A 25,260-nucleotide genomic window follows, 5' to 3' on the forward strand; every position below is an offset into this window, starting at 1 on the left:
TGATAGGATTGTATATGCTGAAATGATATGCTGTTTCTGGCAGTGTGCACTGTACATTTTATAATCTCGGAGGGATATCATGCTCGACTTACGTAGAATTGGGGCTTATATATCGCGGCTTCGCAAAGACCAGGACTGGACCCAATTGGAGCTTGCCGATCAACTGAATGTAAGTCATCAGGCGGTATCGAAATGGGAGCGGGGCGACTCGCTGCCGGATATTGGAACACTTCCGCAGGTTGCGGGGTTATTCGGCCTAACCGTAGACGACATTTTGAATGCAGGAGACCACGCAGAGCATAGAGAGCACCCGCATCTGGGACGGATCGTAGAGGAGATTGCAGAGAACAGGCCGGGCCAGATTGCAGAGCTGGTCAATGCCGGTAAGCTGGAGATGGAAGAGCTTGTAGAGGTAGCGCCTTTTGTAAAAGCAAGTGCCCTGAATAAGGTTACAGAGAGCATTGACAGCAGCGTCCTTACGTTAGATGTAATTATGCGGCTGGCCCCGTTCCTGGGTACAGATCTATTGGATGAACTGGTTCATCAGGCTGAAAAGAAAGAAACGGCTTGGAATGTCATTTCCGGACTTGCCCCGTTCGTCAGCAGTGGCACCTTAAGCCTGCTTGTCGATCAAGCAGCAGACGGTTCTAAAGAGGTGAACAATCTTGTGGGCATCGCCCCGTTTCTGGAACGGGAACAGCTGGATCTGTTGGTGCAACAAGCCAGAGGGGGCAGCCCCAGCTGGCATTCCATTCAAGGCCTGGCTCCTTTTATTAGCAGGGAAACGTTGGGCCTTCTAGTTGACCGCTTGGCAGACGGTACTGTCGATGCAAATCAGCTCACAGGCCTCGCTCCTTTCCTGGACAGGGGGAAGCTTGGGAAGCTTCTTGGTGAAGTCGAAGCGGAACAGCTTAGCCCTGATCTGCTGGCAAGCCTCGCCACGTTCATCGATCAAGGGACGTTGAGCAGAATGGTGACAGGCTTACTGAATAAAGAAAAGTAGAGTGCAAAAGGAAAATAGACAGACAAAAAACAGAGCACCGGCGTATTCTCCGCCGTGCTCTGTTTTGCTTTGTATATGGGCAGTGATGCTACAGCCCGAGCGTATTACCCTTTTCCAGCCGCTGAATCTGCTGTTCGCCGTTATCTGCCAGCTCCCGGAACTGGATAATGGTCTCACGCATCTTAGGGAGCGCCTCCTGCTTGTAGGTGCTGATCGAATCCAGGGCGGAGAGGACGTCGGTGAAGGCCTGCTTCAGCGTATCAACCGAAATGCTGGTTTCGAGCGATTGCTTGTGAATGGCTGCACCCTGCTCCTTAAGCATTCTGGAGGTGCCGCTGATCAGATTGTCGGTGGTCTGGTTCAGCAGCTCGATTTTTTGGAGGACGATCTTCTGGTTGTATAAGGCGCTGGCGACTGTAACCGAAATTTTAAGCGCAGATACCGTAACATTCCTGGCTCTGTCCACTCCACGGATCAGTTCCTTGTTGTTGCGGATGACAACCTCAATAGCCATAATGCCCTGCTGATTGACTACGAGCATCTGCTGCAGATCCATCACCCGCTGGCGCAGCGGGAACAGCACCTCCTCTGTAATGAACCGCACCTTATCCTCGTCTTCACCGCGCTGCTTGGCAGCTTCAATCTGCTTCTCAATCTCCTCGTCCATCAGGATGCCGAGCTGAATCTCCTTCTTAAGCCGCTTGGTCAGCTCCCGCAGGGTCTGCTGTTCAATCTCCAGTGTCGTATTGTCATTCTTCAGCACGGCTTTGCCTTTATCCAGGGATAGAATAATATCTGAGATGACGGCATCAGCCTTTTGATATTTGGCGAAATAATTACGCAGGGGGTGGAAAAACTTGCCGAGAAAGCCGCTTTTGGCGAAATCGACCGCGCTGGGGTCCAGATCCTTGAGCTGCTGGTGCAGCTCGGTTAATCCCTTGGCGACCTGGCCGCCTTCATCCCCGGTCTTGGACAGATTGCCCACCGATACCTGAAGCAGGGAGTTCTTCTCCGACGAGGAGCGCATGGTGCCCATCCCGAAGCTGTCAATCGACTGCAGCACAGCCTTGCGTTTCTCCAGAGACTCGAAGTCCAGCTCCAGGATACTGGAGACATTATTAATCGCCTGCTCCTTAAGCTGGGTGACTTCCTCCGGCTCCGGCTGAACCTGCTCCTCGATGACCGATTTCAGCTTCTCGGGGCTGGGAATTTCCATGGTGAATGACATATGAACCCTCCTTCAGAATATAAAGTCTACATTTGCACGTTGAGCAGGTTTCCGATTTTGTATACTACATCCTCTGTGTCGGCGTTGATATTGGCCGCCTCGTTGATGCTCGAGATGCTCTCCAGTGCCTTGATATTGGCGTTATACCCGATGGTATATACCGGAATCTTGTAAGTCTCGATCAGGCCCCGGATATCATCCAGGGAATGGCCTTCGTTGGTCTCCCCGTCGCTAAGCACGAAGATTAGAGGCTTCATGTCCGGGTTCAGCGCCAGCTGATCCTTCAGCATCTTCATCGCAACCACCACGCCGTCGAAGGTAGCCGTGCCGCCCACAGGCTGAAGGCTGTTAATCGCCCCTACGAACATGGACTGCTGATTGGTATCATATTTGCCGATGGGCAGATTGATAGTCACATCACTGGAATAGGACACAAAGCCGATACTGTTGTCCTTGCCGAGGAATTTCTGGCCCTTCAGCAGGGACTCCTTGAGACGGTTCAGCGGCTCACCGGCCATGCTGCCTGAGACATCGGCTACGAACACTGCCGCAATCGGCTTGCTGCCGTTCTTTTTCTCCTTCCAGAGCTTCTGGGCCGAAGAGAGAATGGAGCCGTCAACCGGTGCCAGCTCTGAGACATAGTCGGTCAGGCCGTTGAAGCCCTTGTCCGCAGCCGTCTTCTGGTACTTCTCCTGCTGGACGAATTCGCCGAACTTCTTAATGATCGCCAGCTTCTCCGGCGGCAGCTGCCCGAGTGCATACAGCGGGCTGTCATGTCTTACCCCGAATGGGGTGAACACATAGCCGCTGTTCAAATCCTTCGCTTTGACGAAGGTCTGATACTCAAGGACGAAGGCATCCAGCATGCCGGATTTAGCGGCTTCCCGCATTTGCAGGGTGGTGGAGGCGATGAAGGGCACGTTGGCCTGGAACTTCTCGAAGCCTTGAACCGCCTTGTCTCCCAGCAGATCCGTACTGTCGAAGGTGCTCAGTGCGGTGACCAGGAAATTCAGCCCCGTTGAACTGGCAAAAGGATCGGTGTACCCCATCGCCAGCTCATTAGCCGCAATAGCGTCGGTAATTGTCTTGACGTTGATCGAGCCGTATTTGTCGACCAGTTGATCGTATTTCTGCTTGCTCATTACTACTCCGGCTACGTTGCCGGTCAGACGCTTCGTAACCAATTCGGCCTGCACGTCACTGGCCTTGACCATCTCGCCCCATAGCTCATTAGAGGGAGTGTAGGCGTCAGGCACATATTTGCCGGACCGGATATAATCAGCGGCTGTGCCGGAAGCAATGTTGCGGATTTTGACTGAGGCCGGCTTGCCGTCTATTGTAATACCGGCAGCGTTGAAATCTGCGGCGACCTCATTCAGCCAGCCGTCATTGCCTGTTCCGGACTTCTCTGTAGAGGAGAAAATCTCGACGAAGCTGTCCGTGGTGCTCTCTACGGAGATGGGGAACTTGGAGATATCGGGCAACGAATCGCCGATGGACGACGGATCAAGATCGATCTGTCCTTTTACAGGCTCAGCACTGGTCACGTTGATATCCTTATAGATGCGGTTCAGTCTTTTGTCGGCGTCTTCGGCAGAGATTTCTGTCTTGGATTTGCCTAGATTGGACGTTAAGGTAATTCCGAAGTAGACGAGTGCGAAGACGGATGCGGCGATAATGCCGAGTATGAACAGTGTTTTGCCTTTCCTCATAGGTTCATCTCCCTTTCCTTACTGATAGAGTTTCGTCTGCCCGATCAGGGCGGTCAATTCCTGCATGCATGGCATTTCTTCCACATTGGTATAATCTGCGCTGCCCAGCTCGGTAATCTCCAGCAGCAGCTGATCCAGCTTCAGCAGAATTTCCTCATTGGCCCCGAGGCAGCCTTTGACATAGGAGAGATATTCGTTATATAGCGCGGTTTTCTTCTGAATCAGGGAGCTGGAGAACCGGGTGGAAGCGTTACCGGCACTGAATCTGGCGAACTCCGAGGGATCGAACACACTGAGCTTGCCCAGCAGCCCCCGGATATTCAAATAAAAGAGCTTCTCGACCTCCATAATGACAGAATGAAACTTGCGGAAGCTGAGCTCAGCCGGATCGAACCTGCGGCCCAGCACCTGGAGCAGTGCGGTCTTCTTCTTCTCAATCCGCTCGATCTGGTCCAAGGCGAGGGAGATATCCTCCTTCAGCACCTTCACATTCCGGTGACGGCCGAGGCCGGCAATGTAATCCTCCCGCGTCTCTAATTGCACGCTGGCAGGCTTGGCAGCCGGGGGTTTGAAGAGCAAGGTGTAACTGCCATATAGGACGACCAGCAGACTGATGATTAACAGGGTTACTGCCGATGCCGTTTCCAGCGGACTTCCGCCGATCTCGACACCGAGCAGGCCGGGAGAGAGAACGATGACATTTAAGATTACAACTCCGGCAATCATGCCGAGGAGCTTAACGGGCCCGGATCTGTTCAGGATCTACACCTCCTCCATAGTAGTATATTTGGGGATAGCAGCTTGAATCACATGAAATAGGTTGGAATGAAGGCTATTACAGACTGGTACGTAGCGAAACTTGTCTATGTTTCAAATTTTTACGATCCCGCCGGATTGAGGACGGGTCTTGACCATATGTAAGGCTCCTTTCGAATGATCTGCTGAATTGAGTTATATTTTATCATAATTTGGGAGAGTAGGGTCTGTGTTTGTTATTGTTCATTGCTAATAAATGGAACATAATAGGAGGGGGAAAGAATCTATGCGAATAGAGTATTTTACAAGGGGGACAAGCCGTTGTTTTTTCGTAAATCAGTTCTGCTCCTTATATCACTGCTGATAGTATCCTTAGGTCTGCCTGCTGGCAGTGAGGCTGCTGCCGGGGGGATAAGAGCGGTAAGTGTGTCCGGCGGCTCTGCGCATGGAATAGCGGCCTGGAGTGACGGGACCGTAACCGGCTGGGGAGACAATAAGTTCGGTCAAGTCGGGGACGGTACAAGTATTAATCAGTACATTCCGAGGCATGTGGAAGGTCTAAGCGGGATCGTTCAGGTGGCAGCAGCGGGAAGCGTATCCTTTGCGCTCAGTAAGGATGGAGAGGTGTGGGGGTGGGGCCGGGACTACAGCAGCTATATACAGAATGACCCCCAACTGCGGGATCAAAAACGGGGAGGTCCTGTGAAGCTGGAAGGTCTGCAGGAGGTAGCCTCTATCACTACAAATGGTAATCTTGGCATCGCTGTGAAAAAAGACGGAACGGCTACACTGTGGTACCCGTCCTACGATCAGCCTGGCGTGCTGCCGGTGCAGATTCGCTATTTAGCACTCAAGGCAGTCACGGGGGTCAGATCCGCGCTAATTAACGGTAACGATGCGTTGTTTCTTACTAAAGAGGGCAGTGTGAAGCAGATGAGTATCGTTAACACAGTGTATAACCGTATCCGCTTGGAGAGTGATCCGGTCAGTGTAGCTACGATTGCTTCAGCCTCAATAACCGGTATGGCTGCTACACAAGGTGAGCTGTTCCTGCTGCGCAGTGACGGTCAAGTCTTGCGCTGGAACAAGGGGCTTAAAGCACCGTCTGCCGTTACTGGCCTTAATAATGTCTACAAGCTGGATACCGGCTTCTACCGGCTGTTTGCCTTGAAGAGAAACGGTACACTTTGGCAATGGAACTATAATTCTGGAGCACTGGCTAAGCCGTATCAGATAAAAAAGGGAAATCAAATCAGCAATATTTGGGGAAGCAGTGGAACCTTTGGTTTTGCTCAGCACAAGGATGGGACGCTTCTAGGCTGGGGCGATGGCTTCGACGCGGGACTTGCGACCGGGAAGGGGGCAGCAGTCAAGGATGAAGATGGATATATCCTGGCACCGGTCCAGCCGCCGCTAATGTTCTTCGTCAACGGTGAGCCGTTCTCATTCTACGGCACGGCCTCCATCAAGGATGGCAAGCTGTATGTACCGCAGAACAGTGTATTCAAGGCTCTTGGCGTGAAGGTAAGCATGAGCACATCCAACCCTGATCCGAAATTATATTATTATCACTTCACGGTTTGGTCTTTCGTATACGGTAAGAATACCGTTCAGGTAAAGTTCAGCGATCCACTCGAATTATTTATCAATGGCAAGAAATCAGACCGCGAATTTATAATGAACAGTCTGCCGGATTCAGCACAATTCCCGCTGGCGACAATATGTGATCTTCTCGGAATTGGCTTAGAGTGGAATAAAAGTACGGGTGAAGTCAGGTTGGAGAATTGATTAATAGCGGGCTGCATTCCCTGAGTTTCAAATTTAAAAGAATTAAGGCTTGACGTCAGCTCACTTGGCGTGTAACATATGAACAGTCGTCAACCAGGCAATTATTCATAACTCAATATTGTTCTCGTATAACCTCGCAGCCATTCAGATGTCACAGGGCGAGGGTTTCTACAGGAAGCCTACTCTTCCTAACTACGATGATAAGGACCATGAACCAGCGGTCCCTGTCCCGGAGTTAGGATTTTTTGCGTCTCTGCGGTCCTTGACCTTGACGCAGCATGATTCAGATCAGAAGATTCAGGAGGCATAATCAGAATGAAAGATATGAAATATTTAATCTCCGTACTTGTAGGCGCTATGAGCTACGGCATTTTATCAACGATTGTTGTATTGGCTTACGGGCAGGGTTACAAGCTGGGAGAGGTGGTCGGCACCCAGCTCTTAACCGGCTGTATTCTAGCTTGGCTGCTTGCGTTATATACCAAGCTCAGAGCGAACCGCAAAGAGCGCAGCACAGCGGACGTTGCGGCGCCCGCCAAGGCCGTTCCCACCCGGCTGACCTGGAAGCATAGAATGCTCTTGATGATGGCTGGTGCGCCAACCGTGGTTACAGGTCTGCTGTACTACCAGTCGCTCCGGTATATTCCGGCTTCGCTGGCGATTATCCTGCTGTTCCAGTTCACCTGGATCAGTGTGCTGATTCAGGCGGTAAGCAAACGTCAACGCCCTGACAAAATCACGGTGCTGACGCTGATCCTGCTGTTCGGCGGCACCCTGCTGGCCGCAGGTATTCTGAATCAGGGAGCTGCCGAGTTTAACCTGCTTGGGTTGGTGCTCGGGTTGCTATCGGCAGTAAGCTATTCGATGTTCATTATCTTCAGCGGCAAAGCCGTTCCTTCGGCTCATCCGGCCTACCGGAGTGCCTGGATGGTCACTGGCGGTCTGCTGCTGCTGTGCATTCTGTTCCCGCCGTACTTCCTGTTTAACGGGTTACTGTGGGGTCAACTGCTGCTGTTCGGCTTCCTGCTGGGCTTGTTCGGCGCCTTCATCCCGCCGCTGCTGTTCGCCATCGGGGTTCCGCATATCGGCGGCGGCATGGCCGGTATTCTGGGCGCCGTAGAACTGCCCGTTGCCGTCTTAATGTCTTCGTTCGTATTGGAAGAGCATGTAAGTCTTCTGCAATGGACCGGAGTGGTGCTGGTGCTGCTGGGTGTGGTATTGCCGGAGCTGTATAAGCTGCGGTGGGGAAATGGAAATGCCCAGGCCGTGAGTTCCTCATCGGTCTGAGTTCAGGCAGAATAGAAGAAGAGGAGTGTTCCCTGTGAATAGGGGACACTCTTTTTCTTACAGGTTCAGTTATTTGTAAGCGCAAACATTTATGTTGCCAAAAGTGAAATTCAGTGCTATTCTGAATTTGGGATTGTTACTGCAAAGGCAAAACCCAAAACATGGTCACGTGTTTTGGGTTTTGCCTTTCTTTATGTTAAGGCCCTGCGGGACGCCGTAAGGAAGCCTTGACCCGTCTAACATCCTGTAAGCAGTGCCAAATGAAATTCGGGGTAAAGGAGGGCAGCTTGGTTGATTATCGAGAAGATTTTCAATAACAATGCCATTATTGCCAAGGATTCAGGTAAGGATGAATTGGTTGTTATGGGACGCGGCATCGGCTTCAAGAAGAGCCCGGGTGATCCAGTGGATGTCTCTCTGATCGAGAAGACATTTGTGCTGAAGCGAAATGACGCGTCCGAGAAATTCAAGGCCTTAATGGCGGACGCTCCCGCCGAATATGTGGCCTTAAGCTATGACATTATCGAGTATGCCAAGCAGACGCTGAAGGCCCGGCTGAGCGATTATATCTATGTGACCTTGACGGATCATTTGACTCATGCCCTAAGGCTTCATGAGCAGGGTATCCGCAATGACAATCCGCTTCTCTGGGAGATTCAGCGCTGTTATCCGAGGGAGTACGCGATCGGGCATCATGCCATGGGGATGATTGAGCAGTATACCCGTATCCGATTGCCGGAGGATGAGGCAGGCAATATTGCACTCCACCTGATTAATGCGCAAATGAACAGCTCGGGCAACAAGATTGCGGATCTTACCAGGCAGACCCAGCAGATTGATGACATCCTCAATATTGTTAAGTATTCCTATAACAACGAAATTGATGAGCGTACCGTCAGCTACGAACGGTTCATCACCCATCTGCGGTATTTCTTCCAGCGCTCACGCAACCAGGAGTCTGAGGAGTCCGTGGACGATTTTCTGCTCAAGCAGGTGAAGATGAAATACAGGAAGGCCCATCACTGTGTGCTCAAAATTGAGAAGTATCTGGACCTGAAGCTCCTGGATGAAGAAATCCTGTATCTAACGATTCACATTCAGCGGGTAACGCAAAGACAAACTGAATAAAACCACTTGGATTGTTACTGGTCATGCAGGCGAAACCAAATCAGGCAGGAAGCTGCCGGGATGGTTTCGCCTTTTGCTTATCATTCATCAGGAAACGGGAGGATTTACTATGAAATATGAGGCACTAGCCAAGGATATTATCAAGCATGTCGGCGGCAAGGAGAATATCAACGGACTCAGTCACTGCGTGACCCGTCTGCGCTTCAAGCTGAAGAATGAGGCGGCGGCGAATACAGATGTGCTGAAGAACATGGATGGAATTGTAACGGTCATTCAGAGCGGCGGCCAGTATCAGGTCGTGATCGGTAATCACGTATCTGAGGTCTATGCCCAGGTGATGACCGCGGGCGGATTACAGGAAGGCGGATCAGAGACAGCCTCCGGTGAGAAAATGGGTCTGTTCAACAGCTTCATCGACATGATCTCCGGCGTATTCTCGCCGACCCTTGGCGTACTGGCTGCAACCGGGATGATCAAGGGCTTCACCGCCCTGTTCCTGACCGTGGGACTCCTTACCAAGGAGTCGGGGACTTACCAGATTCTGAATGCGCTCGGGGATTGCCTGTTCTACTTCTTCCCGATCTTCCTTGGATATACCTCGGCCAAGAAATTCGGGGCCAATATCTTTATCGGGATGGCGATAGGCGCTACGCTGGTGTACCCGTCCTTCGGCAGCATCACGGCGGCGGGCGAACCGCTGTACACGCTTTTTAGCGGAACGATCTTTGAATCGCCTGTGTACATTACCTTCCTGGGGATTCCGGTCATTCTGATGTCCTATACCTCCAGTGTCATTCCGATCATCATCTCGACTTATATTGGCTCCAAGCTGGAAGCCTTCTTCCGAAAAGTAACGCCGAGTGTGGTACGCACCTTCCTCGTCCCGTTTTTCACCCTGCTGGTCACCGTTCCGCTGGCGCTGATTGCCATCGGTCCGGTCTCCACTTGGGCCGGACAGCTGCTGGGGCAGGGAACCTTGTTCCTCTACAACCTCAGTCCGGTTATTGAGGGGCTGCTGGTAGGCGCATTCTGGCAGGTCTTCGTTATCTTCGGGCTGCACTGGGGTCTGGTGCCGATTGCCCTCAATAACATGGCTGTACTGAAATCCGATCCAATTCTGGCAGCTTCATTCGGCGCTTCGTTTGCTCAGACCGGTGCAGTGCTGGCGATTATGCTGCGGACCAAGAACGCCAAGCTGAAGTCATTGTCGATTCCGGCTATTATCTCAGGGATCTTCGGAGTTACGGAGCCTGCCATTTACGGCATTACGCTGCCGCGCAAGAAGCCGTTCATCTTAAGCTGCGTCGCGGCGGCGGTCGGCGGCGGTATCGTCGGTCTGATGGGCACCAAGGGCTATATTCTCGGCGGTCTGGGGATCTTCGGTATCCCAAGCTACATCAGCCCGGACGGGATGGATAAAGGCTTCTATGGCGCGATTGCTGCCATTGTGATCAGCTTCATTCTCGGGTTCATTCTCGTCTTCTTCTCCGGGTTCAAGGATGAGGAAACGGCTGACAGTAAGAGCGGCGGGACTGCCCGGAGCAATCTGGTGAAGCAGGAGACGGTGGGAAGTCCGCTGAAGGGCCAGGTCAGAGCCTTGTCGGAGCTGACGGACGAAGCCTTCTCTACAGGCGCAATGGGTAAAGGCATAGCGATTGAACCGCTGGAAGGCAAGGTGTACTCTCCGGTTGACGGGGTACTGACCACCTTGTTCGCCTCTGGCCATGCAATCGGCATTACTAGTGATAACGGGGTCGATATTCTGATTCATGTCGGCAAGGACACGGTCAAATTGAAAGGCAAACACTTCACCCCCCGGGCCAAGCAAGGCGATACCGTCACCAAAGGCCAGCTGCTCATGGAGTTCGATGTTGCTGCGATCAGAGAGGCTGGCTATACGCTGACCACGCCGGTGATCATCTCCAATTCCGGTGAGTATCTAGATGTCATTGAGACGGACAAGAAGAGTGTCGATTACCGGGAGAATCTGCTGACCGTCATGATTTAACTGATATTCTAATCTAATCTGAGGAGGAATTATTATGAATAAGAACGTAGATGTGAGCAACAGAAGTTTTCCGGATAATTTCCTGTGGGGCGGCGCAACGGCTGCGAATCAGCTCGAAGGCGGGTTCGATGCGGGTGGCAAGGGGTTAAGCACTGCGGATGTCATGACCGCCGGAACGCATACGGTCTCCCGGAGAATTACTCCAGTACTGGAAGCCGGAGCTAATTATCCGAGCCATGAAGCGGTTGATTTCTATCACCGGTACGAGGAGGATATCGCGCTGTTCGCCGAAATGGGCTTCAAGGTGTTCCGCATGTCTATCGCCTGGTCGCGGATCTTTCCGAATGGGGATGATGCCGCGCCAAGCGAAGAAGGGCTGCAGTTCTATGACCGGGTATTTGACGAGCTGGCCAAGCACGGGATTGAACCGCTGGTGACGATCTCCCATTATGAAGCGCCTTACCATCTGGCTGAAGCCTATAACGGATGGGCGGACCGCAGAACAATTGATTTCTACGTCCGTTACTGCGAGGTGATCTTTAACCGGTATAAGCACAAAGTGAAGTACTGGCTGACCTTCAATGAGATCAACATCCTTACGATGCCGTTCGGGACCTTCATGGCCGGGGCGATGAAGCCGGAGGGAAGTGCCGAGCTGACGGCATCCGCGCAAACCGACAATGAGCAGCTAAGATACCAGGCGCTCCATCACCAGTTCATCGCCAGTGCCAGAGCCGTGAAGCTGGGACATGAGATCCATAAGGATTTTCAGATCGGTTGTATGATTGCCTACATGTGCTCTTACCCGCTGACCTGTAATCCCGAGGATGTGCTTCTGGCCCAGCAAAAGGATAATCTGAGTAATTTCCTCTGCTCCGATGTCCAGGTAAGAGGGGCTTATCCGGGCTTCGCGCTGCGATACTTCCGGGAAAAGCAGATTGAGCTGCAGATGGAGGAAGGTGACGAGCAGATTCTTAAGGAAGGCTGCGTGGACTTCTACACCTTCAGCTACTATTCATCCACCTGCGTGAGCGCAGCTCCGGATCAGGAGTCGATTGGCGGCAATATGTCGCTGGGTCTGAAGAACCCGTATCTGCAGGCAAGTGCGTGGGAATGGCAGATTGACCCGCAAGGCCTGCGGTGGGCTCTGAATAATATCTACAACCGTTACGGACTGCCAATGATGGTTGTGGAGAACGGCCTTGGTGCAGTGGATACTGTAGAAGCAGATGGTTCAATCAAGGACGATTACCGGATCGAATATCTGAGGGAACATGTCGGGGCGATGGGGGAGGCGGTGGCTGACGGCGTGGATTTAATCGGATATACCTCCTGGGGCTGCATCGATCTGGTCAGTGCAGGCACCGGAGAGATGAAGAAGCGCTACGGCTTCATTTATGTGGATAAGGATAACGAAGGCAAGGGGACGCTGGACCGGTCCCGCAAAGACAGCTTTTTCTGGTATCAAAGGGTAATCGCCAGTAACGGAGCTGAGCTGGAGTAATCCGCGACTGCCGGAAGCTCACTTTTTACAAATAGTTGTCTGCTGTTTCAGTCTGCGGTCCCTATGGTATATGATAATTAATAAACATTAAAGGGGATTTCCTATGATCATAAAAGGGATCGAGAACATGGACGGCGGCAATATAATGAGCCAGATTCAGCAAGGCGGCAAATTCGTGATCTACACGTATTGCTTCTCTGTTGTCCTGATGACATTCAGACGCAGCTCTAACATCTATTTCATCAGGGCGGGCGAGGGCTCCGTCAAAAAAGGATTGAAGTACAGCCTGCTGACCTTCTTTGTAGGCTGGTGGGGGATTCCCTGGGGGCCGATCTATTCCATCGGTGCGTTCATTACCAACTTCAAGGGCGGCAAGGATGTCACCAATGAAGTGTTAGCCGCTCTTTCAAATCAGAACGCTTCATAATAGATGTACACATACGAGAAGCTGTCCCGCATGCCGTGCAATAGGGCTGATTGGGACAGCTTCTTGTGTTAATCATTTTTGCTGCTGCATACTGCGATATAATTCAGATCCTTGCCTGCGGTGTTGAAGAAGGTATACATTTTCTTGAACTGCGCGCGGTTTTCCTTTTTGAGAGCATTCTTGAAAATACGCAGCGTACCGGCCACCCCTTCATCCCGGATCATCCCCTTAATGCTCATCAGCGACATCGTTCCGGTTGCATGCTCAACCTGCTTGAAGCCGGTCGTGTTGAACAGCCCCTCCCAGTCTGCTACAGGCAGCGGTTCTACGTTCACATGAATAGTCTTCCGCAGCTCTGCCAGCTCCTCCGCCATATTCTCCTTTGCAAAAGTGATGTCATGCGTAAGCAGCACGCCGCCCGGCTTCAGGACACGGAAGTATTCAGCTACCGCTTTTTGCTTCGCCGTCTGGTTCAACATCGTCAGCATGGCTTCATTAATGACAACATCGAAGCTGTTATCTTCAAAAGGGAGCTTCATCGCATTCGCTTGTCTGACGCTAATATACCCCTCCAGCTTCGCGTCTCTGATGTTCTGCTCCGCCTTCGCAAGCGCCCTGGGGTCCATATCAATTCCGGTAATCTGGCACTGGTACTCCCGCGCAAGCTGGATAGAGGTAGTGCACATGTTACAGGCTACTTCCAGTACCCGGCTGTCCTTACTTAGCTTCGCGTGCCGGATTAACCAGTTCGTAGCAGCGACACCGCCGGGACGAAGCCGCTTTTTACCGAGCTTGGCGAGGAAATTATGACCGACTTCCTTTTTCAACATGCCTCAATCCCTTCTTCTCAGGCTTCACGACGATCAACAGCATTTGGAATGCTTCTGTTGCATATAATGCATGGGGAATATTGGCGGGTAAAATAAGGGTCTCCCCAGCGCGCACTGAATAGGGCTTGCCGTCAATCGTGATCCGTGCTTCGCCTGACAGAATGTTGACCATGGCATCGCCGGGAGAGGAATGTCCGCCGATCGATGAACCTGTATCTACAGAGATCAGTGTCATGGCAAGGTTTTGGCGCTGGACCAGGGTCAGGCTGGATACCTGCTCCTGCTCGACAGTGATGATTTTGCGCAGATCCATGACTTCCGCTTGCGGGAGTCTTTTAATAAATTGCTCTTGTTCTTGTTCCATACGGTTACCTCCAGGTTAAATGCTAATTTGCAGGAATTTGCAGCTGCTCTGTGCATTGAACTCATGCCAGGTGCCAGCCAGCACGACGACTGCTGCTCCGGCGGTTAATACACAGGAGTGGTCAGCGATAAGCATATGCAGCTCCCCCTCCAGAACGTGAATGATCTTGGATTTGGGCGAGGTCTCCGAGCTGATGGATTCGCCGGTGTCCATGCCGTACAGCACCCAATCCGGGGCTTCCGCAGAGGTGGCAGCTCCTTCAGGGAAGTGAAGTGTTCTGCTGGAAATCTGATAGGGCCGGATGCTGATCATGTGATTGAAATGAACTACCATTCCTTCCTTGATTTCACTCATAATGTCCTCCTGTATATTGCTTGATGCGTAACTTTTGCTATAATGAGAGAAAAGATGAGAATCGTTCTCATTTATTGAATTGTAGCAGAGTTTCTAAGATGACTCTGTTGCCATGGCAACAGGAGGCGGATAAATTTGCAGCAATATATGAACAAAATTCAAAATACAGTCCTGTTCAAAGGATTCCGGGGCAGCGAAGTGCAGCAGGCCCTCGGTTGTCTGCAGGGGACGATTAAGGATTTCGCCAGGAAGGATTTCATCTTCAAGCAAGAGGAATACCTGGAGGCGGCGGGCATCATTCTGGAGGGAAATGTCCTGCTCTGCAAGGAGAACAGCTCCGGCGCGCGCTTCATCTTCTCAGAGCTTGCGGACGGGGAGATTATCGGGGAGACAGCGCTTCGTCAGGAGCAGGAGCCCAGCGGCTATGAAGCGATAGCCGGGTCGGAATGCCGGATTCTGTTCATCCGGATGAACAATATTATCCGTCCGGGGCAAACGACCTGCATTCTTCGCGGCCGGATTATTGAGAATATGCTGGCACTACTGCTGGAGAATAACCGCTCGATGTATCAGAAGCTTGATCTGGTCTCGCACAAATCGCTGCGGGAGCGGATCATTCACTATCTGAGTATTCAGGCCCGCAAAAACAATTCGCCCGCCTTCGAGATCCCCTTCAGCAGAAGTGACCTGGCGGATTATCTGACGGTGGATAGAAGCGCCTTATCCCGGGAGCTGCAGCGGATGGCGCGGGACGGGCTGATCCGGTTCACGCGGAATCAATTTGAGCTGCTTGCGGTAGACTATGAGCTGAGGTGGTGATGTGTAGTATCCTTACTTGAATAACCACTTAATTATCTATAGCACCTTATAATATGTTATAATGAATTTCTGATTTCATACTACTAAGCAGAATAGAGGTCGCCAAAGGATGAAAGTAAAAATTAACCGCAATGCAGCTAAAGTTCTAAAAGATATGCTGAACAGCCCGGAAGCGGAAGGCAAGAAAATCCGTGTGGTCATTACTCAGAATCACGGAGATCACGGACACTATGATGTAGCACTTGATACACCTACTGAGCACGATGAAGTGGTGGCTACAGATAAGGATATCGAGATTCTGCTGGATACCCGCGAACCGCTGCTCGACGGTGTCTGGATTCAGTATTTCTATGTACCGCAGGAAGGCTTCTTCATCACCAATCCATCCACCGGATTCATGGAGAAATAAGCAGAAGATTACTATCATCTGTGTTGCCTTAGGGGCGGCACTGTCTGAATCAGCCTCACCCGGCTGGTCAGACGGTGCCGTCTTTTTTTCAGGGTTAGCATATTATGTTATCCCGCCCTAAAAGTCGTTGCAAAAGTATGTATAATCGTTGAACGCCTATATTAGCGGGGCGCGGATTTTTTATTATACTGTTCTTGTAAGCGATTACACACATATAGCTGGGGGGAAATTCTAGTGAATAAGAAAAAAGCAATGACACTGATGTCCAGTATCCTGATGATCTCTCTGCTTAGCGCGTGCGGAGGCGGTAACGGCAATGCCGGTGGAAACGCAGCGGAGCCGAAGGCCTCAGCCGCAGCAACGGAAGCTGCAGGAACAAACGCACAGCCAGCCAAGGATGCGGGTGCAGTGGATACATCCCAGCCTGTTACCCTGAAGATGATCTTCGTAGGTCCGAAGCCGGTTGATTATGATCAGGTATTCGGAGAGATCAATAAGAAGCTGAAGGAGAAAATCAACGCCACACTGGAAGCCGAGTTCCTGGACTGGTCCGACTGGGCGCAGAAATATCCGCTTAAGCTGGCGGCTAACGAGGACTTCGATCTGATCTATGCTGCCAATTGGGCAGGCTATAACGACCAGGCACTCAAAGGCGGGTTCCTGGAGCTGACAAACGAGATGCTGGAGAAATATGCACCGATGACCTGGAAGGCGATGCCTGAAGTAGCCTGGGGTCAGGCGAAGGTGAACGGCAAGCTGTATATGGTGCCTCAGAACCGCGGCGAAACCGTAGAGAAGCTGATTCTGTACCGCGAAGACCTGCGCAAAAAATATAACCTGCCGGAGATCAACAGCCCGGAGGCGTACGCCAACTATCTCAAGACTATATCCGGTAAAGAGAAGGGGATGACCCCATTCGTACCGGAGACCGGAGACTGGAAGCTGCATAATCTGGACCGGATCCTGCTGAAGCAACAGAATGAATGGAATCTGTTCGACCTCGATCTGCCGATGGGCTTCAAGCTGGATGATCCGGCTGGCAAAGTGTTCAACTTATATGAGACTCCTGAATTCAAGGAGCTTGTCTACTATTATAAAGATCTGGCCGAGAATAACGCCTGGTCAAAGAGCGCACTGAACAGCAAGCTGGATCATCAGCAGGAATTCAAGGCAGGTAAGGCAGCCTCCATCACCCACAATCTGGGTACGCTTGGCGCCTTGATGACCGATATGCGGGAGAAGAACTCCCCGTATGAGCTGGCTCTGGCCGATATTAACCCGGATAAGAAAAAATCCGTTGCTGTTTCTACGCAGAACGGCGTAGCGATTCACTCCACCTCCAAGCAGCCGGAACGTGCACTGATGATGATCGATTTGCTCCAGAACGACAAGGAGCTGCATGATCTTATGATGAACGGCATCACGGCGGTGCATTATAATCCGGTCGGCGAAGATAAATTCACGAACGCCGAGAAGAATGCCAACTACACCGGCTTCTCGAACTGGGGCTTCAACTCGCCGCTGAACCGGGATAATGCTTCCTTCCCGGATGAAGCGAACGCCCTGACTGACAAATGGGAGAAGGAAGTCTATCACTATCCGCTGGAGACCTTCGTCTTCGATAACAGCAAGGTGAAGACAGAAGTAGCCAACGTCGGTAATGTGATGCTGCAATACGGCATTCCGCTGGAATACGGAACGGTGAAGGATGTAGATGCGGGTCTGGCTAAGCTCCAGCAGCAGGTTAAGTCTGCCGGTATCGATACCATCATCGCAGAGGTGCAGCGTCAGATTGATGAATTCCTGGCGAACTCAGCCCAATAAGCCTGACAACTCCGTTACACCCGATACGCACAATATGGCAGCGGTTCTCCCTTCACGGGCGAACCGCTGTTTCATGTTTTTTTTGGCCTGTTCATCTTCTGTTCATCTTGCCGTCACTCTGAGGACATTATGGCAAGCTAAGCTGTCTGTAGCGCCGAATCAGGCGGCTTGTACCATTAAGATCAAGATAGGAGTAGATGCAGCAATGAAGCTAAGAGAGAGAAGAACCACGAAGACAAGCATACGCACAGCAAGCGCAAAATTTTCTTTGGCAGCAGCGTTCGTAGTGACTATGCTTGCTCCCATGTCTGCTATGGCTGCACCGGCTGCCGGGGCGCTCCAGCCTGCCCTATACACTGCCGCCCAGAAGCTGGCGGAGGACAAGGCCGCACTGCTGACAGAGACATATGGTGTTCCAAGTGTACAGTATGCGTTAATCGACCATGGCAAGATTGTAGTCTCAGGCCAGGCAGGCAAAAACGATCTGAACGGCAAGCGTCCCCTTACGTCCAATACTATATATGGGATAGGCTCAACGAGTAAAATGATGCTGACCGCCGCTGTGATGAAGCTTGTAGATGAAGGAAAAGTAGATCTGGATGCTCCCGTAGTGAACTACATTCCTGAATTCAAGATGAAGGACAGCCGGTACACGCAGATCACCCCGCGTATGCTGCTCAATCATTCCTCCGGCCTGCTCGGCAAACCGGGTCCGAATGTGGCGCTCTATAACGATAATGATTCGTACGCACACGATCATTTGCTGGAACAACTGGCCACTCAGAACCTGAAGGCAGATCCGGGAGCCTTCTCCGTCTACTGCAACGACGGCTTCACCTTGGCTGAGATCCTGGTCGAACGGGTCAGCGGCATGAGCTTCACAACATTTTTGCACAAGTACATCACTAAGCCTCTGGAGATGAACCATACCAGAACCCCGCGTGACCCTATGGATCTGAAGGCAATGGCCGGTATCTATTCTTCCACGTATGAGGGGCAGCTTCCCCAGGAGAATTACGCGGTTATCGGTTCGGGCGGAATCTTCTCTACAGCGGAAGATCTGGTGCGATTCTCGCAGATTTTCACGGCTCAGAACAAGGGCATTCTCTCGAAGAATTCCTTAACCGCCATGGCCCAGCCAGAGTATAAAAAAGGCATGTGGCCTCCGTCAAGCGACGGCTCCTTAGCTTATGGATTAGGCTGGGACAGCGTAGAACTGTTTCCCTTCAACCAATACGGAATCCAGGCGCTGGTCAAAGGCGGAGACACCATGTCCTATCACTCCTCGTTAGTGGTACTCCCGGAATTGAACCTGGCTGCGGCTGTGATCTCTTCAGACGGTTCAAGCTTGATCGATCAAATGATGGCAAGTGAACTGCTGCTCCGTGTGCTTCAGGACAAACAAATCATTAAGCAGTTGAAGCCGGAACAATCCTTCGGGACTCCAGTACCCGCCGTTATGCCCAAGGAAGTCTCTCAATATGCCGGTCTCTATGGCAACTCTGCGTTGTTAAAGGCAGAGATCACTCCGGCAGGGGAACTGTCTGTAGCAGCGAGCGGCGTGCCGGACAGTGCTGTGCAGAAGTATACGTACACAGCCGACGGCTCTTTTGTAAATAAAGAAGGAACGGAAAAAATAAAATTCGTGGTTGAGAAAAATGGGCGTACCTATATGTGGTCCCGTTCTTATATAAGTGTACCGGAGCTTGGACAGGCGGCGACCTCTGAATACACTGCTGAGAAGCTTGATCCCAATCCCTTATCTGCAGAGGTTGCAGACGCATGGGAGAAGCGGGACAATACCCGATATTATTCGATATCCGAGAAGTATTCATCGATGCTCTATCAATACGGGCTGCCGGTTGTACCAGTCAACTTGGACAAAAATACACCGGGATATATTAACGGCCATAAGATTCTGAGCGCAAATCAGGTATTAAATGAACAGCAGATTCCCGGGATGGCAGGCCGTGACAATATGCAGATCGATTTCTATACAGACAATGGAATAGAGTATATGGCGGTAGCAGGCAGCCTGTACGTTAGTGAACAAGCGGTCACAGACCTCTATGCAGGCGCGAAGTCATCCGCAACGGTCTCAGCAAGCGGCTATGCCAAGTGGTACAGTGTGCCGAAGTCAGCCCAAGGGAAGATTATGACCATAAAGTTACCTGCGAACAGCTCTTTTGCGGTATATGATCAAGCCGGAATCTGTGTGAACCACACCGTGGTCAGCGGGAAGAATCAGGTCCTGCTGCCAGAGCAGGGTAAGATTGTATTTGCAGGCGGGGCGGGTGCGAAGTTCCAGATTACCCTTAAGAAGTAAATGGCAATACCAGGGTAGCGGTATATTTAGAATCAACGGGCAGGCGGGGGCGGCAACCCCCTCCTGCTTTTTTGTGCGGAAATCAGCTTGTGGTGCGGGCTGGCGGGATGCTCTGCGGATTGTTGAACACATTGCCTGGATCATATTTCGCCTTGACTCTGCGTAATCTGGCATAATTCGTTCCATAATAGACCGGTCCGGGATGCTTGATGCCCTGGTCGGGCACATTGATATAACTTCCCACGATGAACGGCTGCAGCTTGCGGCGGGTGTTGCGGACGTAGAATATGTTTTTGGCGGCATCTGCTTTCTTGATCCAGGAGCTGTTCCACTCCACATAGAATTTGGCCTTGCGCCAGTAGAAGGCGGTAGCTTTAGGAGATTTACGGCTTACAGCCCCACCCCAGTTGAGGAAAAAGAACCCGGCGTCTTTCCCCTCCACCTTCTCCAGGAACTCACGCATCGGCTTGAATGCCTGCTGCGGGAACGGTTTCCGTCCGAAGCCGCTGGAGAACTGGTTGCTGAACCGCTGGGTCTGTACCGGATCGGGAGCAAGCAAGAAGCTGACTACCTGCGGATAAGGCAGAGAACGGATCGTTTGGATCGTAGGCGTTCCTACGCTTGTAATGGGCTTCAAGAGGCGGACCGCCTCGGCCTTAGATCCAAGGAAGAGCCCCAGCATGCTGACATTTCCGCCTTTTTTGGGACCGATGGATAATTCGCTGCCCAGTCTCGTATTCACTGCGGGCGCCCAGCGCTGCCAGGTCTTCAGTACCTTCTCGAACTGGCTCCAGGGCCAGGTGATACGGAATACCGTTGCTGTGGCCGGAGCCGGGCGTACTTTGAATTTGTAACGGGTGCATACGCCGAAATTCCCTCCGCCGCCCCCGCGGGAAGCCCAGAGCAGATCGGCATTACTTTTCTTATTCGCAATAATAATTCTACCCTTGGCATCGACCATTTCAAGCTCCACCAGATTATCGCTGACCAGCCCCAGGGTACGCTGGAGCGGGCCGATGCCGCCGCCCAGTGTAATGCCGCCGATTCCAACGGTTGGACTATCCCCGAAGGGCGACATATACCCTTTCCGGGCCAGCGTATGGGCGATTCTCCCGACTGTATTTCCGGCTCCAACGACGGCTGTCCCGGTTTTTCGGCTTAGTTTAATGCTGTTCATTTCACTGACATCAATGACGATGCCGCCGTTCACTTGGGACAGATTGACCTCCAGCGCATGTCTGCCGCCTCTGGGCCGGATGGGAATCCGGTGCTCGTTGGCCCATTTAATGGCATTGGCTACATCCTGTGTCTTCTGGGCGAACACGAATACTTTGGGGAATCTGTCGGTATGCGGGTCCCAATTTTTACGCGCTGCTTCATAACCCGGATCACCTTTGTAGACGACGCGTCCGGTAAGCTTTGTTGCTGAGTTCACTGGTTTCCAGCTCCTTTTGAGCTAATATTGGCATGCAAGAATATGACTTTGACTAGGTTATGGTATGCAGGGCGTTAGTCTATGGCGTGGGCTATAGTACGGGGTATTAATGAGAATGGTTATCAATTATAATGTGATTAACCGGCAAAGGATATAGCGGAATAAAGATAAGCGGGGAATAGAGATGAAGCTGAACGAACATATACAGTGGTGGAACCAAGCATCGGTCAGGATTATGGATATCCGCAGAGGAAGACTTCCGGCAGGCTCGGCACTTCCGTATTACCAATTGCCTGCGAGTGGATTCTTGTATGCAGTGCAGGGACAGGCGCAAGTACAGCTGGATGAGCTACAGACTACCTTGAGACGTAATCAGCTCGTGCATGGCGGGCGGGGAGCGGTTCTTGCGGTGCATGCGGATGAGGCCTTCGAATACTTCCTGGTGCTGTACAAGGCAGTGCTGATGCTGCCTCAAGCGGGCAGAGGGATAAAGCTGCTGGAGCAGGAGAATCCTGCCAGGCATCAATACAGCTTCAGTCCAACTTACGCGCATCCCCTGCTGGACCGGCTAGGACAGATGCACATAGAGTGGTTAACCGCAGATCCGCTGCAGCATCTCTATGTGAGATCGCTGTTTCTTCAGTTTGTGCATGAGGTGCTGGCTCAGATGAAGCAGCAGGGTCTTGTTCCGGTTCAGCCGGACCTGCTGGCCCAGGCTCTGCGGTTCATGCGGGAGCATTACAGGGAGCAGATCACACTGGATACTCTGGCTGATCAATTTGATTGCAGCGTCAGCTACCTGAGCAAGCTGTTCAAGAGCCGGATGCAGGCAGGGCCTATCCGTGTACTTACACAGATCCGCATGGAGAGGGCAGCGCATGATCTGCTGCATAGCGGATATAGCGTGCAGGAGATCGCGGAACGGACAGGCTATCCCGATGCCCATACCTTCAGCCGGAATTTCAAGAAGTATTATGGTAGCCCGCCGGTACAATTCAGAATGAGAATGGATGCCAAGCTGCTTGTGCAAGAATCGCCTGTTGTTGATCCGATAACTGCCCTTGTAGCTCATAATTCCAGGTGCTATAGTATCCAAAGCAGTGAGAACTATTATCATTTACATCGAAAAGGGGGATTACCAGTGATGCGGGGAACGAAGACGGCATCTATGGCTACAGCGGTTTTATTATTGTGCGTAACCCTGCTGCTAAGCGCATGTTCGGGGGCTGGTGCAGGGACATCGGCGAATAATGGTGCGGCAGGAAATAAGGCTGCTCAATCCGTGAGTACGTCCAATCCGGGGAGCGAAGCGGCGGCTCCGGGCTCTACTACAGGCAATACGGCTGCAGCAACGAAGGTATATACTGACGGCAAGGGAGAGGTCAGCATTCCAGTAAACCCGCAGCGGATTATTGATCTGACAGGCAGCGCAATCGGCAATCTGCTGGTGCTCGGTGTGAAGCCGGTCGCAGCTTCGGATGACTCCTTGAAGAATCCGTTCCATGCGGGTCAGCTGGATGATATCGTGAATATCGGGGCGGAGCCGAATGCTGAGGCTATTCTCAAGCTGGACCCGGATCTGATTCTGACTTTTGACTATATCGAAGAATCCCAGTATGAGCAGCTTGTCCAGATCGCTCCGGTGGTCCGGCTGAAATACGGCGGGGGTACTCCGCAGGACCTGTTGCTCGAATTCGGCAAGATTACCGGCAAGGAAGCGGAGGCGCAGCAGTGGATTGACGGGTGGAACGATAGAATCGCTGAAGTGAAGCCGAAGATTACTGAAGTTGTCGGGGACAAGACGGTATCGATTCTCCAGCCCTATGCGAAGGGCATTTATGCCTGGGGCAACAAGGGAGGAAGAGGCGGTGAGATTCTGTATGGGGACCTCGGCCTGAAGGCGCCGGAGATTATCCGGACCACGCTGATTGACGGGGAAGGTTTCGGAGGTGATCTGTCGCTGGAGCTGCTGCCGGAGTATGCGGGAGACTATATATTCACCAGCAACTGGGGCTGGGATGACGGGGATGCCAATGTTGTGTACGGCAGCAAGGTATGGAAGTCACTCCCGGCTGTGAAGAATAATCGTGTCTATTTCATTGATGAGAAAGGCTCATACTACAATGACCCGATCTCTCTGGAAGCACAGCTGAAATTCATTGTGGATAGCTTTCTGGGAACGGGGCAATAATCTGGTCGGTGCGGCTGTACAACTTGATGTTTACATTTCGTGTAATGTATATATACTTAACTTTTGAAGGATTCATATCTCCGGGTTAACCGGCAAGGGAGGATATTACAGACATGACATCAACCATTAGAGTAGGGATCGTCGGATACGGAAATTTGGGCAAAGGGGTACAGCAGGCCATTGCGCAGAATGTTGATATGGAGCTGGTAGCCATATTTACCCGTAGAGACCCCCAGCAGTTGGCAGACATCACAGGAACACTCACCGAGCACATCTCAGCCGCCGAGCAGTACATAGGCAAAATTGATGTAATGATTCTGTGCGGCGGTTCCGCGACAGATCTGCCGGAGCAGACTCCGCAGCTGGCCCGGTTGTTCAATACGGTGGACAGCTTTGACACGCATGCCAAAATCCCCGACTTCTTCGCTGCGGTGGACAAGTCCGCCCGCGAAGGCGGCAGCGTAAGTGTGATCTCCACCGGCTGGGACCCGGGCATGTTCTCCATGAACCGGCTGCTGATGCAGTCCATCCTGCCGGTAGGCGAGGATTATACGTTCTGGGGTACGGGAGTCAGCCAAGGGCATTCGGATGCGATCCGCCGGGTTCCCGGTGTCAAGGCAGGCGTGCAATATACCGTGCCTGTCCAAGAGGTTATTGACAGCATTCGCGGAGGAGAAACCCCGCAGCTGTCCACCCGCGAGAAGCACCGCCGGGAATGCTACGTAGTGGCTGAAGCAGGAGCTGACCGCGATGCTATTACCCGCACCATTGTAGAGATGCCGAACTATTTCGCCGATTATGATACAACGGTAAACTTTGTGTCGGCTGAAGAGCTTGCCGAGAAGCATTCAGGGATGCCGCATGGCGGCTTCGTCATCCGCAGCGGAGTGACCGGTGGCGGAAGTAAGCAGATTGCTGAATTCGGGCTGAAGCTGGACAGTAACCCGGAATTCACCGCCAGCGTCCTGGCCGCCTATGCCCGCGCTGCTGTGCGCCTGAAGCAGGAAGGCCAGACAGGAGCCAAGACGGTATTCGACATTCCGCTCGGCCACCTCTCCCCAAGATCTGCTGAGGAACTGCGGCGCGAGCTGCTGTAGGCAACAATGAATGGAGCTGTCCCAAAGCCATGAAATGGCTAGGGGCAGCTCTTTATTTTGGAGTAGAATCAATGTGAGCGCTTGGGTGGACGCTCCGCATTTCCGCGGGTCGTTCTGCCCGCTCTGCTGTTTAAGCGGGAAACGACCCGTCCATCCTTAAAAAAAGAAACAAAAAATCGCTCATTCCGGTTAAATGGAGGCACCACTTGGGGGAGGGCGTTCGGCAGATGCGTAAAGCTGTGTTGCCTTAAAAGGCTACGCTTTAGCTATACGCTGAATGACAGAACCAGAAAGCGTGTTGACAACTGAACTGCTGGAAGTTGGCTGGAGAGCTGATTGAGAGGGATAAATCCCTTTGGTGAGGCTGGAAGTTGGCTGGAGGGCAGCATGAGAGGGATAAATCCCCTTGGTGAGGTTGGAAGTTGGCTAGAGGGCAGCATGAGAGGGATAAATCCCTTTGGTGAGGCCGCGTGTGACTGAAGGAGAGTAATGAGGAGTATTAGTGCACCTGAATTCGCAAGAAGTCAGCTATATGAGCAAATGAGGAGCATTAGTGCTCCTGAATCCACCGGAAGTCACCTATTTGAGCGAATTAGGAGCACAAATGCACCTGAGTCGCCAATCGTACGCATTCGTCCAACCGCATGAGCTCAGACTAACGACTAGCAAGCACACAGTATAACCAACCATCTATTCCCTCAACCTAAAAAAGAGGTGTCCCCAGCCAAATGGCTCAGGGACACCTCTTCTAGTATCAATTAAGTCTATAA

Annotated in this window: 20 protein-coding genes; 13 read left to right on the forward strand and 7 right to left on the reverse strand. The window is 52.0% G+C overall.

Annotated elements, in window-relative coordinates; all coding sequences use genetic code 11:
• Positions 1 to 79: 79 nt before the first annotated feature.
• Positions 80 to 1,003 carry a helix-turn-helix domain-containing protein gene (locus MKZ07_RS04975; protein ID WP_341024840.1) on the forward strand — a complete coding sequence of 308 codons (924 nt, stop codon included), beginning with the start codon at positions 80 to 82 and terminating at the stop codon, positions 1,001 to 1,003.
• Positions 1,004 to 1,091: 88 nt separating this feature from the next.
• On the opposite strand, the gene MKZ07_RS04980 is transcribed toward MKZ07_RS04975, so the two are convergent.
• Genes MKZ07_RS04980 through MKZ07_RS04990 form a run of 3 tightly spaced genes read right to left on the reverse strand, consistent with a single transcriptional unit; the run spans position 1,092 to position 4,669 of the window.
• Entirely contained in the window at positions 1,092 to 2,231 is a 1,140-nt protein-coding gene (locus MKZ07_RS04980; RefSeq protein WP_036694349.1) for a toxic anion resistance protein, read from the reverse strand.
• A gap of 26 nt (positions 2,232 to 2,257) precedes the next feature.
• A complete protein-coding gene (locus MKZ07_RS04985) occupies positions 2,258 to 3,943 on the reverse strand; it encodes a vWA domain-containing protein (protein WP_036694348.1) in 1,686 nt (561 codons plus the stop codon).
• An 18-nt stretch (positions 3,944 to 3,961) separates the two neighbouring features.
• On the reverse strand, positions 3,962 to 4,669 hold the full coding sequence (locus MKZ07_RS04990; protein WP_156949607.1) for a hypothetical protein: 708 nt from the start codon (positions 4,667 to 4,669) through the stop codon (positions 3,962 to 3,964).
• A 351-nt stretch (positions 4,670 to 5,020) separates the two neighbouring features.
• Between MKZ07_RS04990 and MKZ07_RS04995 the strand changes: the two genes are divergently transcribed.
• The 6 genes from MKZ07_RS04995 (at position 5,021) to MKZ07_RS05020 (ending at position 12,841) form a co-directional block, all read left to right on the forward strand.
• The gene (locus MKZ07_RS04995) at positions 5,021 to 6,487 is read left to right on the forward strand and encodes a hypothetical protein (RefSeq protein ID WP_051493390.1); all 1,467 of its coding nucleotides are present in this window, start codon (positions 5,021 to 5,023) and stop codon (positions 6,485 to 6,487) included.
• 324 nt (positions 6,488 to 6,811) lie between these two features.
• Complete coding sequence (locus MKZ07_RS05000) at positions 6,812 to 7,774, forward strand: EamA family transporter (RefSeq protein WP_036694553.1); 963 nt, start codon at positions 6,812 to 6,814, stop codon at positions 7,772 to 7,774.
• A gap of 291 nt (positions 7,775 to 8,065) precedes the next feature.
• Positions 8,066 to 8,902 carry a BglG family transcription antiterminator LicT gene (gene licT, locus MKZ07_RS05005; RefSeq protein WP_036694343.1) on the forward strand — a complete coding sequence of 279 codons (837 nt, stop codon included), beginning with the start codon at positions 8,066 to 8,068 and terminating at the stop codon, positions 8,900 to 8,902.
• A 109-nt stretch (positions 8,903 to 9,011) separates the two neighbouring features.
• Positions 9,012 to 10,910: a beta-glucoside-specific PTS transporter subunit IIABC gene (locus MKZ07_RS05010; RefSeq protein WP_036694341.1), complete on the forward strand. Its 1,899-nt coding sequence runs from the start codon at positions 9,012 to 9,014 to the stop codon at positions 10,908 to 10,910.
• 34 nt (positions 10,911 to 10,944) lie between these two features.
• Positions 10,945 to 12,414 (forward strand): 6-phospho-beta-glucosidase, encoded by a 1,470-nt coding sequence (locus MKZ07_RS05015; RefSeq protein ID WP_036694340.1) that lies wholly within the window; start codon positions 10,945 to 10,947, stop codon positions 12,412 to 12,414.
• 103 nt (positions 12,415 to 12,517) lie between these two features.
• Positions 12,518 to 12,841 carry a hypothetical protein gene (locus tag MKZ07_RS05020; RefSeq protein WP_036694339.1) on the forward strand — a complete coding sequence of 108 codons (324 nt, stop codon included), beginning with the start codon at positions 12,518 to 12,520 and terminating at the stop codon, positions 12,839 to 12,841.
• Between the two features lie 68 nt (positions 12,842 to 12,909).
• Here MKZ07_RS05020 and MKZ07_RS05025 read toward each other — a convergent pair whose 3' ends face one another.
• Genes MKZ07_RS05025 through MKZ07_RS05035 form a run of 3 tightly spaced genes read right to left on the reverse strand, consistent with a single transcriptional unit; the run spans position 12,910 to position 14,389 of the window.
• Complete coding sequence (locus MKZ07_RS05025; protein ID WP_200869199.1) at positions 12,910 to 13,668, reverse strand: class I SAM-dependent methyltransferase; 759 nt, start codon at positions 13,666 to 13,668, stop codon at positions 12,910 to 12,912.
• Entirely contained in the window at positions 13,646 to 14,035 is a 390-nt protein-coding gene (locus MKZ07_RS05030) for a cupin domain-containing protein (protein WP_051493388.1), read from the reverse strand. Before MKZ07_RS05030 ends, MKZ07_RS05025 begins: the two co-directional genes overlap by 23 nt.
• Positions 14,036 to 14,050: 15 nt before the next feature.
• Entirely contained in the window at positions 14,051 to 14,389 is a 339-nt protein-coding gene (locus MKZ07_RS05035) for a cupin domain-containing protein (RefSeq protein WP_036694337.1), read from the reverse strand.
• Positions 14,390 to 14,524: 135 nt separating this feature from the next.
• On the opposite strand from MKZ07_RS05035, the gene MKZ07_RS05040 reads away from it, so the two are divergent.
• From MKZ07_RS05040 to MKZ07_RS05055, 4 genes are all read left to right on the forward strand, one after another.
• Complete coding sequence (locus tag MKZ07_RS05040) at positions 14,525 to 15,208, forward strand: Crp/Fnr family transcriptional regulator (RefSeq protein ID WP_036694335.1); 684 nt, start codon at positions 14,525 to 14,527, stop codon at positions 15,206 to 15,208.
• A gap of 109 nt (positions 15,209 to 15,317) precedes the next feature.
• The gene (locus tag MKZ07_RS05045) at positions 15,318 to 15,617 is read left to right on the forward strand and encodes a heme biosynthesis protein HemY (protein ID WP_036694333.1); all 300 of its coding nucleotides are present in this window, start codon (positions 15,318 to 15,320) and stop codon (positions 15,615 to 15,617) included.
• Between the two features lie 234 nt (positions 15,618 to 15,851).
• A complete protein-coding gene (locus MKZ07_RS05050) occupies positions 15,852 to 17,441 on the forward strand; it encodes an ABC transporter substrate-binding protein (RefSeq protein ID WP_327196379.1) in 1,590 nt (529 codons plus the stop codon).
• A gap of 205 nt (positions 17,442 to 17,646) precedes the next feature.
• Positions 17,647 to 19,767 carry a serine hydrolase domain-containing protein gene (locus MKZ07_RS05055; RefSeq protein ID WP_341024847.1) on the forward strand — a complete coding sequence of 707 codons (2,121 nt, stop codon included), beginning with the start codon at positions 17,647 to 17,649 and terminating at the stop codon, positions 19,765 to 19,767.
• Positions 19,768 to 19,849: 82 nt separating this feature from the next.
• Here the strand turns inward: MKZ07_RS05055 and MKZ07_RS05060 are convergent, their stop codons facing one another.
• Positions 19,850 to 21,202 carry an FAD-binding oxidoreductase gene (locus tag MKZ07_RS05060; protein ID WP_341024849.1) on the reverse strand — a complete coding sequence of 451 codons (1,353 nt, stop codon included), beginning with the start codon at positions 21,200 to 21,202 and terminating at the stop codon, positions 19,850 to 19,852.
• A gap of 184 nt (positions 21,203 to 21,386) precedes the next feature.
• Here MKZ07_RS05060 and MKZ07_RS05065 point away from each other — a divergent pair, with 184 nt between their 5' ends.
• The gene (locus MKZ07_RS05065; protein WP_036694330.1) at positions 21,387 to 23,393 is read left to right on the forward strand and encodes an AraC family transcriptional regulator; all 2,007 of its coding nucleotides are present in this window, start codon (positions 21,387 to 21,389) and stop codon (positions 23,391 to 23,393) included.
• 113 nt (positions 23,394 to 23,506) lie between these two features.
• Complete coding sequence (locus MKZ07_RS05070) at positions 23,507 to 24,490, forward strand: diaminopimelate dehydrogenase (RefSeq protein WP_036694329.1); 984 nt, start codon at positions 23,507 to 23,509, stop codon at positions 24,488 to 24,490.
• Positions 24,491 to 25,260: the final 770 nt, after the last annotated feature.

It is taken from the genome of Paenibacillus sp. FSL P4-0338 (assembly GCF_038002365.1).
Taxonomy (GTDB): Bacteria; Bacillota; Bacilli; order Paenibacillales; family Paenibacillaceae; genus Paenibacillus_AQ.

What these genes read in the sequence shown, in the direction of transcription:
- MKZ07_RS04975 (WP_341024840.1), top strand. Translation starts at nt 80, where the DNA reads ATGCTCGACTTACGTAGAATTGGGGCTTATATATCGCGGCTTCGCAAA.
- MKZ07_RS04980 (WP_036694349.1), bottom strand. Translation starts at nt 2,231, where the DNA reads ATGTCATTCACCATGGAAATTCCCAGCCCCGAGAAGCTGAAATCGGTC.
- MKZ07_RS04985 (WP_036694348.1), bottom strand. Translation starts at nt 3,943, where the DNA reads ATGAGGAAAGGCAAAACACTGTTCATACTCGGCATTATCGCCGCATCC.
- MKZ07_RS04990 (WP_156949607.1), bottom strand. Translation starts at nt 4,669, where the DNA reads ATGATTGCCGGAGTTGTAATCTTAAATGTCATCGTTCTCTCTCCCGGC.
- MKZ07_RS05000 (WP_036694553.1), top strand. Translation starts at nt 6,812, where the DNA reads ATGAAATATTTAATCTCCGTACTTGTAGGCGCTATGAGCTACGGCATT.
- MKZ07_RS05010 (WP_036694341.1), top strand. Translation starts at nt 9,012, where the DNA reads ATGAAATATGAGGCACTAGCCAAGGATATTATCAAGCATGTCGGCGGC.
- MKZ07_RS05015 (WP_036694340.1), top strand. Translation starts at nt 10,945, where the DNA reads ATGAATAAGAACGTAGATGTGAGCAACAGAAGTTTTCCGGATAATTTC.
- MKZ07_RS05020 (WP_036694339.1), top strand. Translation starts at nt 12,518, where the DNA reads ATGATCATAAAAGGGATCGAGAACATGGACGGCGGCAATATAATGAGC.
- MKZ07_RS05030 (WP_051493388.1), bottom strand. Translation starts at nt 14,035, where the DNA reads ATGGAACAAGAACAAGAGCAATTTATTAAAAGACTCCCGCAAGCGGAA.
- MKZ07_RS05035 (WP_036694337.1), bottom strand. Translation starts at nt 14,389, where the DNA reads ATGAGTGAAATCAAGGAAGGAATGGTAGTTCATTTCAATCACATGATC.
- MKZ07_RS05045 (WP_036694333.1), top strand. Translation starts at nt 15,318, where the DNA reads ATGAAAGTAAAAATTAACCGCAATGCAGCTAAAGTTCTAAAAGATATG.
- MKZ07_RS05055 (WP_341024847.1), top strand. Translation starts at nt 17,647, where the DNA reads ATGAAGCTAAGAGAGAGAAGAACCACGAAGACAAGCATACGCACAGCA.
- MKZ07_RS05065 (WP_036694330.1), top strand. Translation starts at nt 21,387, where the DNA reads ATGAAGCTGAACGAACATATACAGTGGTGGAACCAAGCATCGGTCAGG.
- MKZ07_RS05070 (WP_036694329.1), top strand. Translation starts at nt 23,507, where the DNA reads ATGACATCAACCATTAGAGTAGGGATCGTCGGATACGGAAATTTGGGC.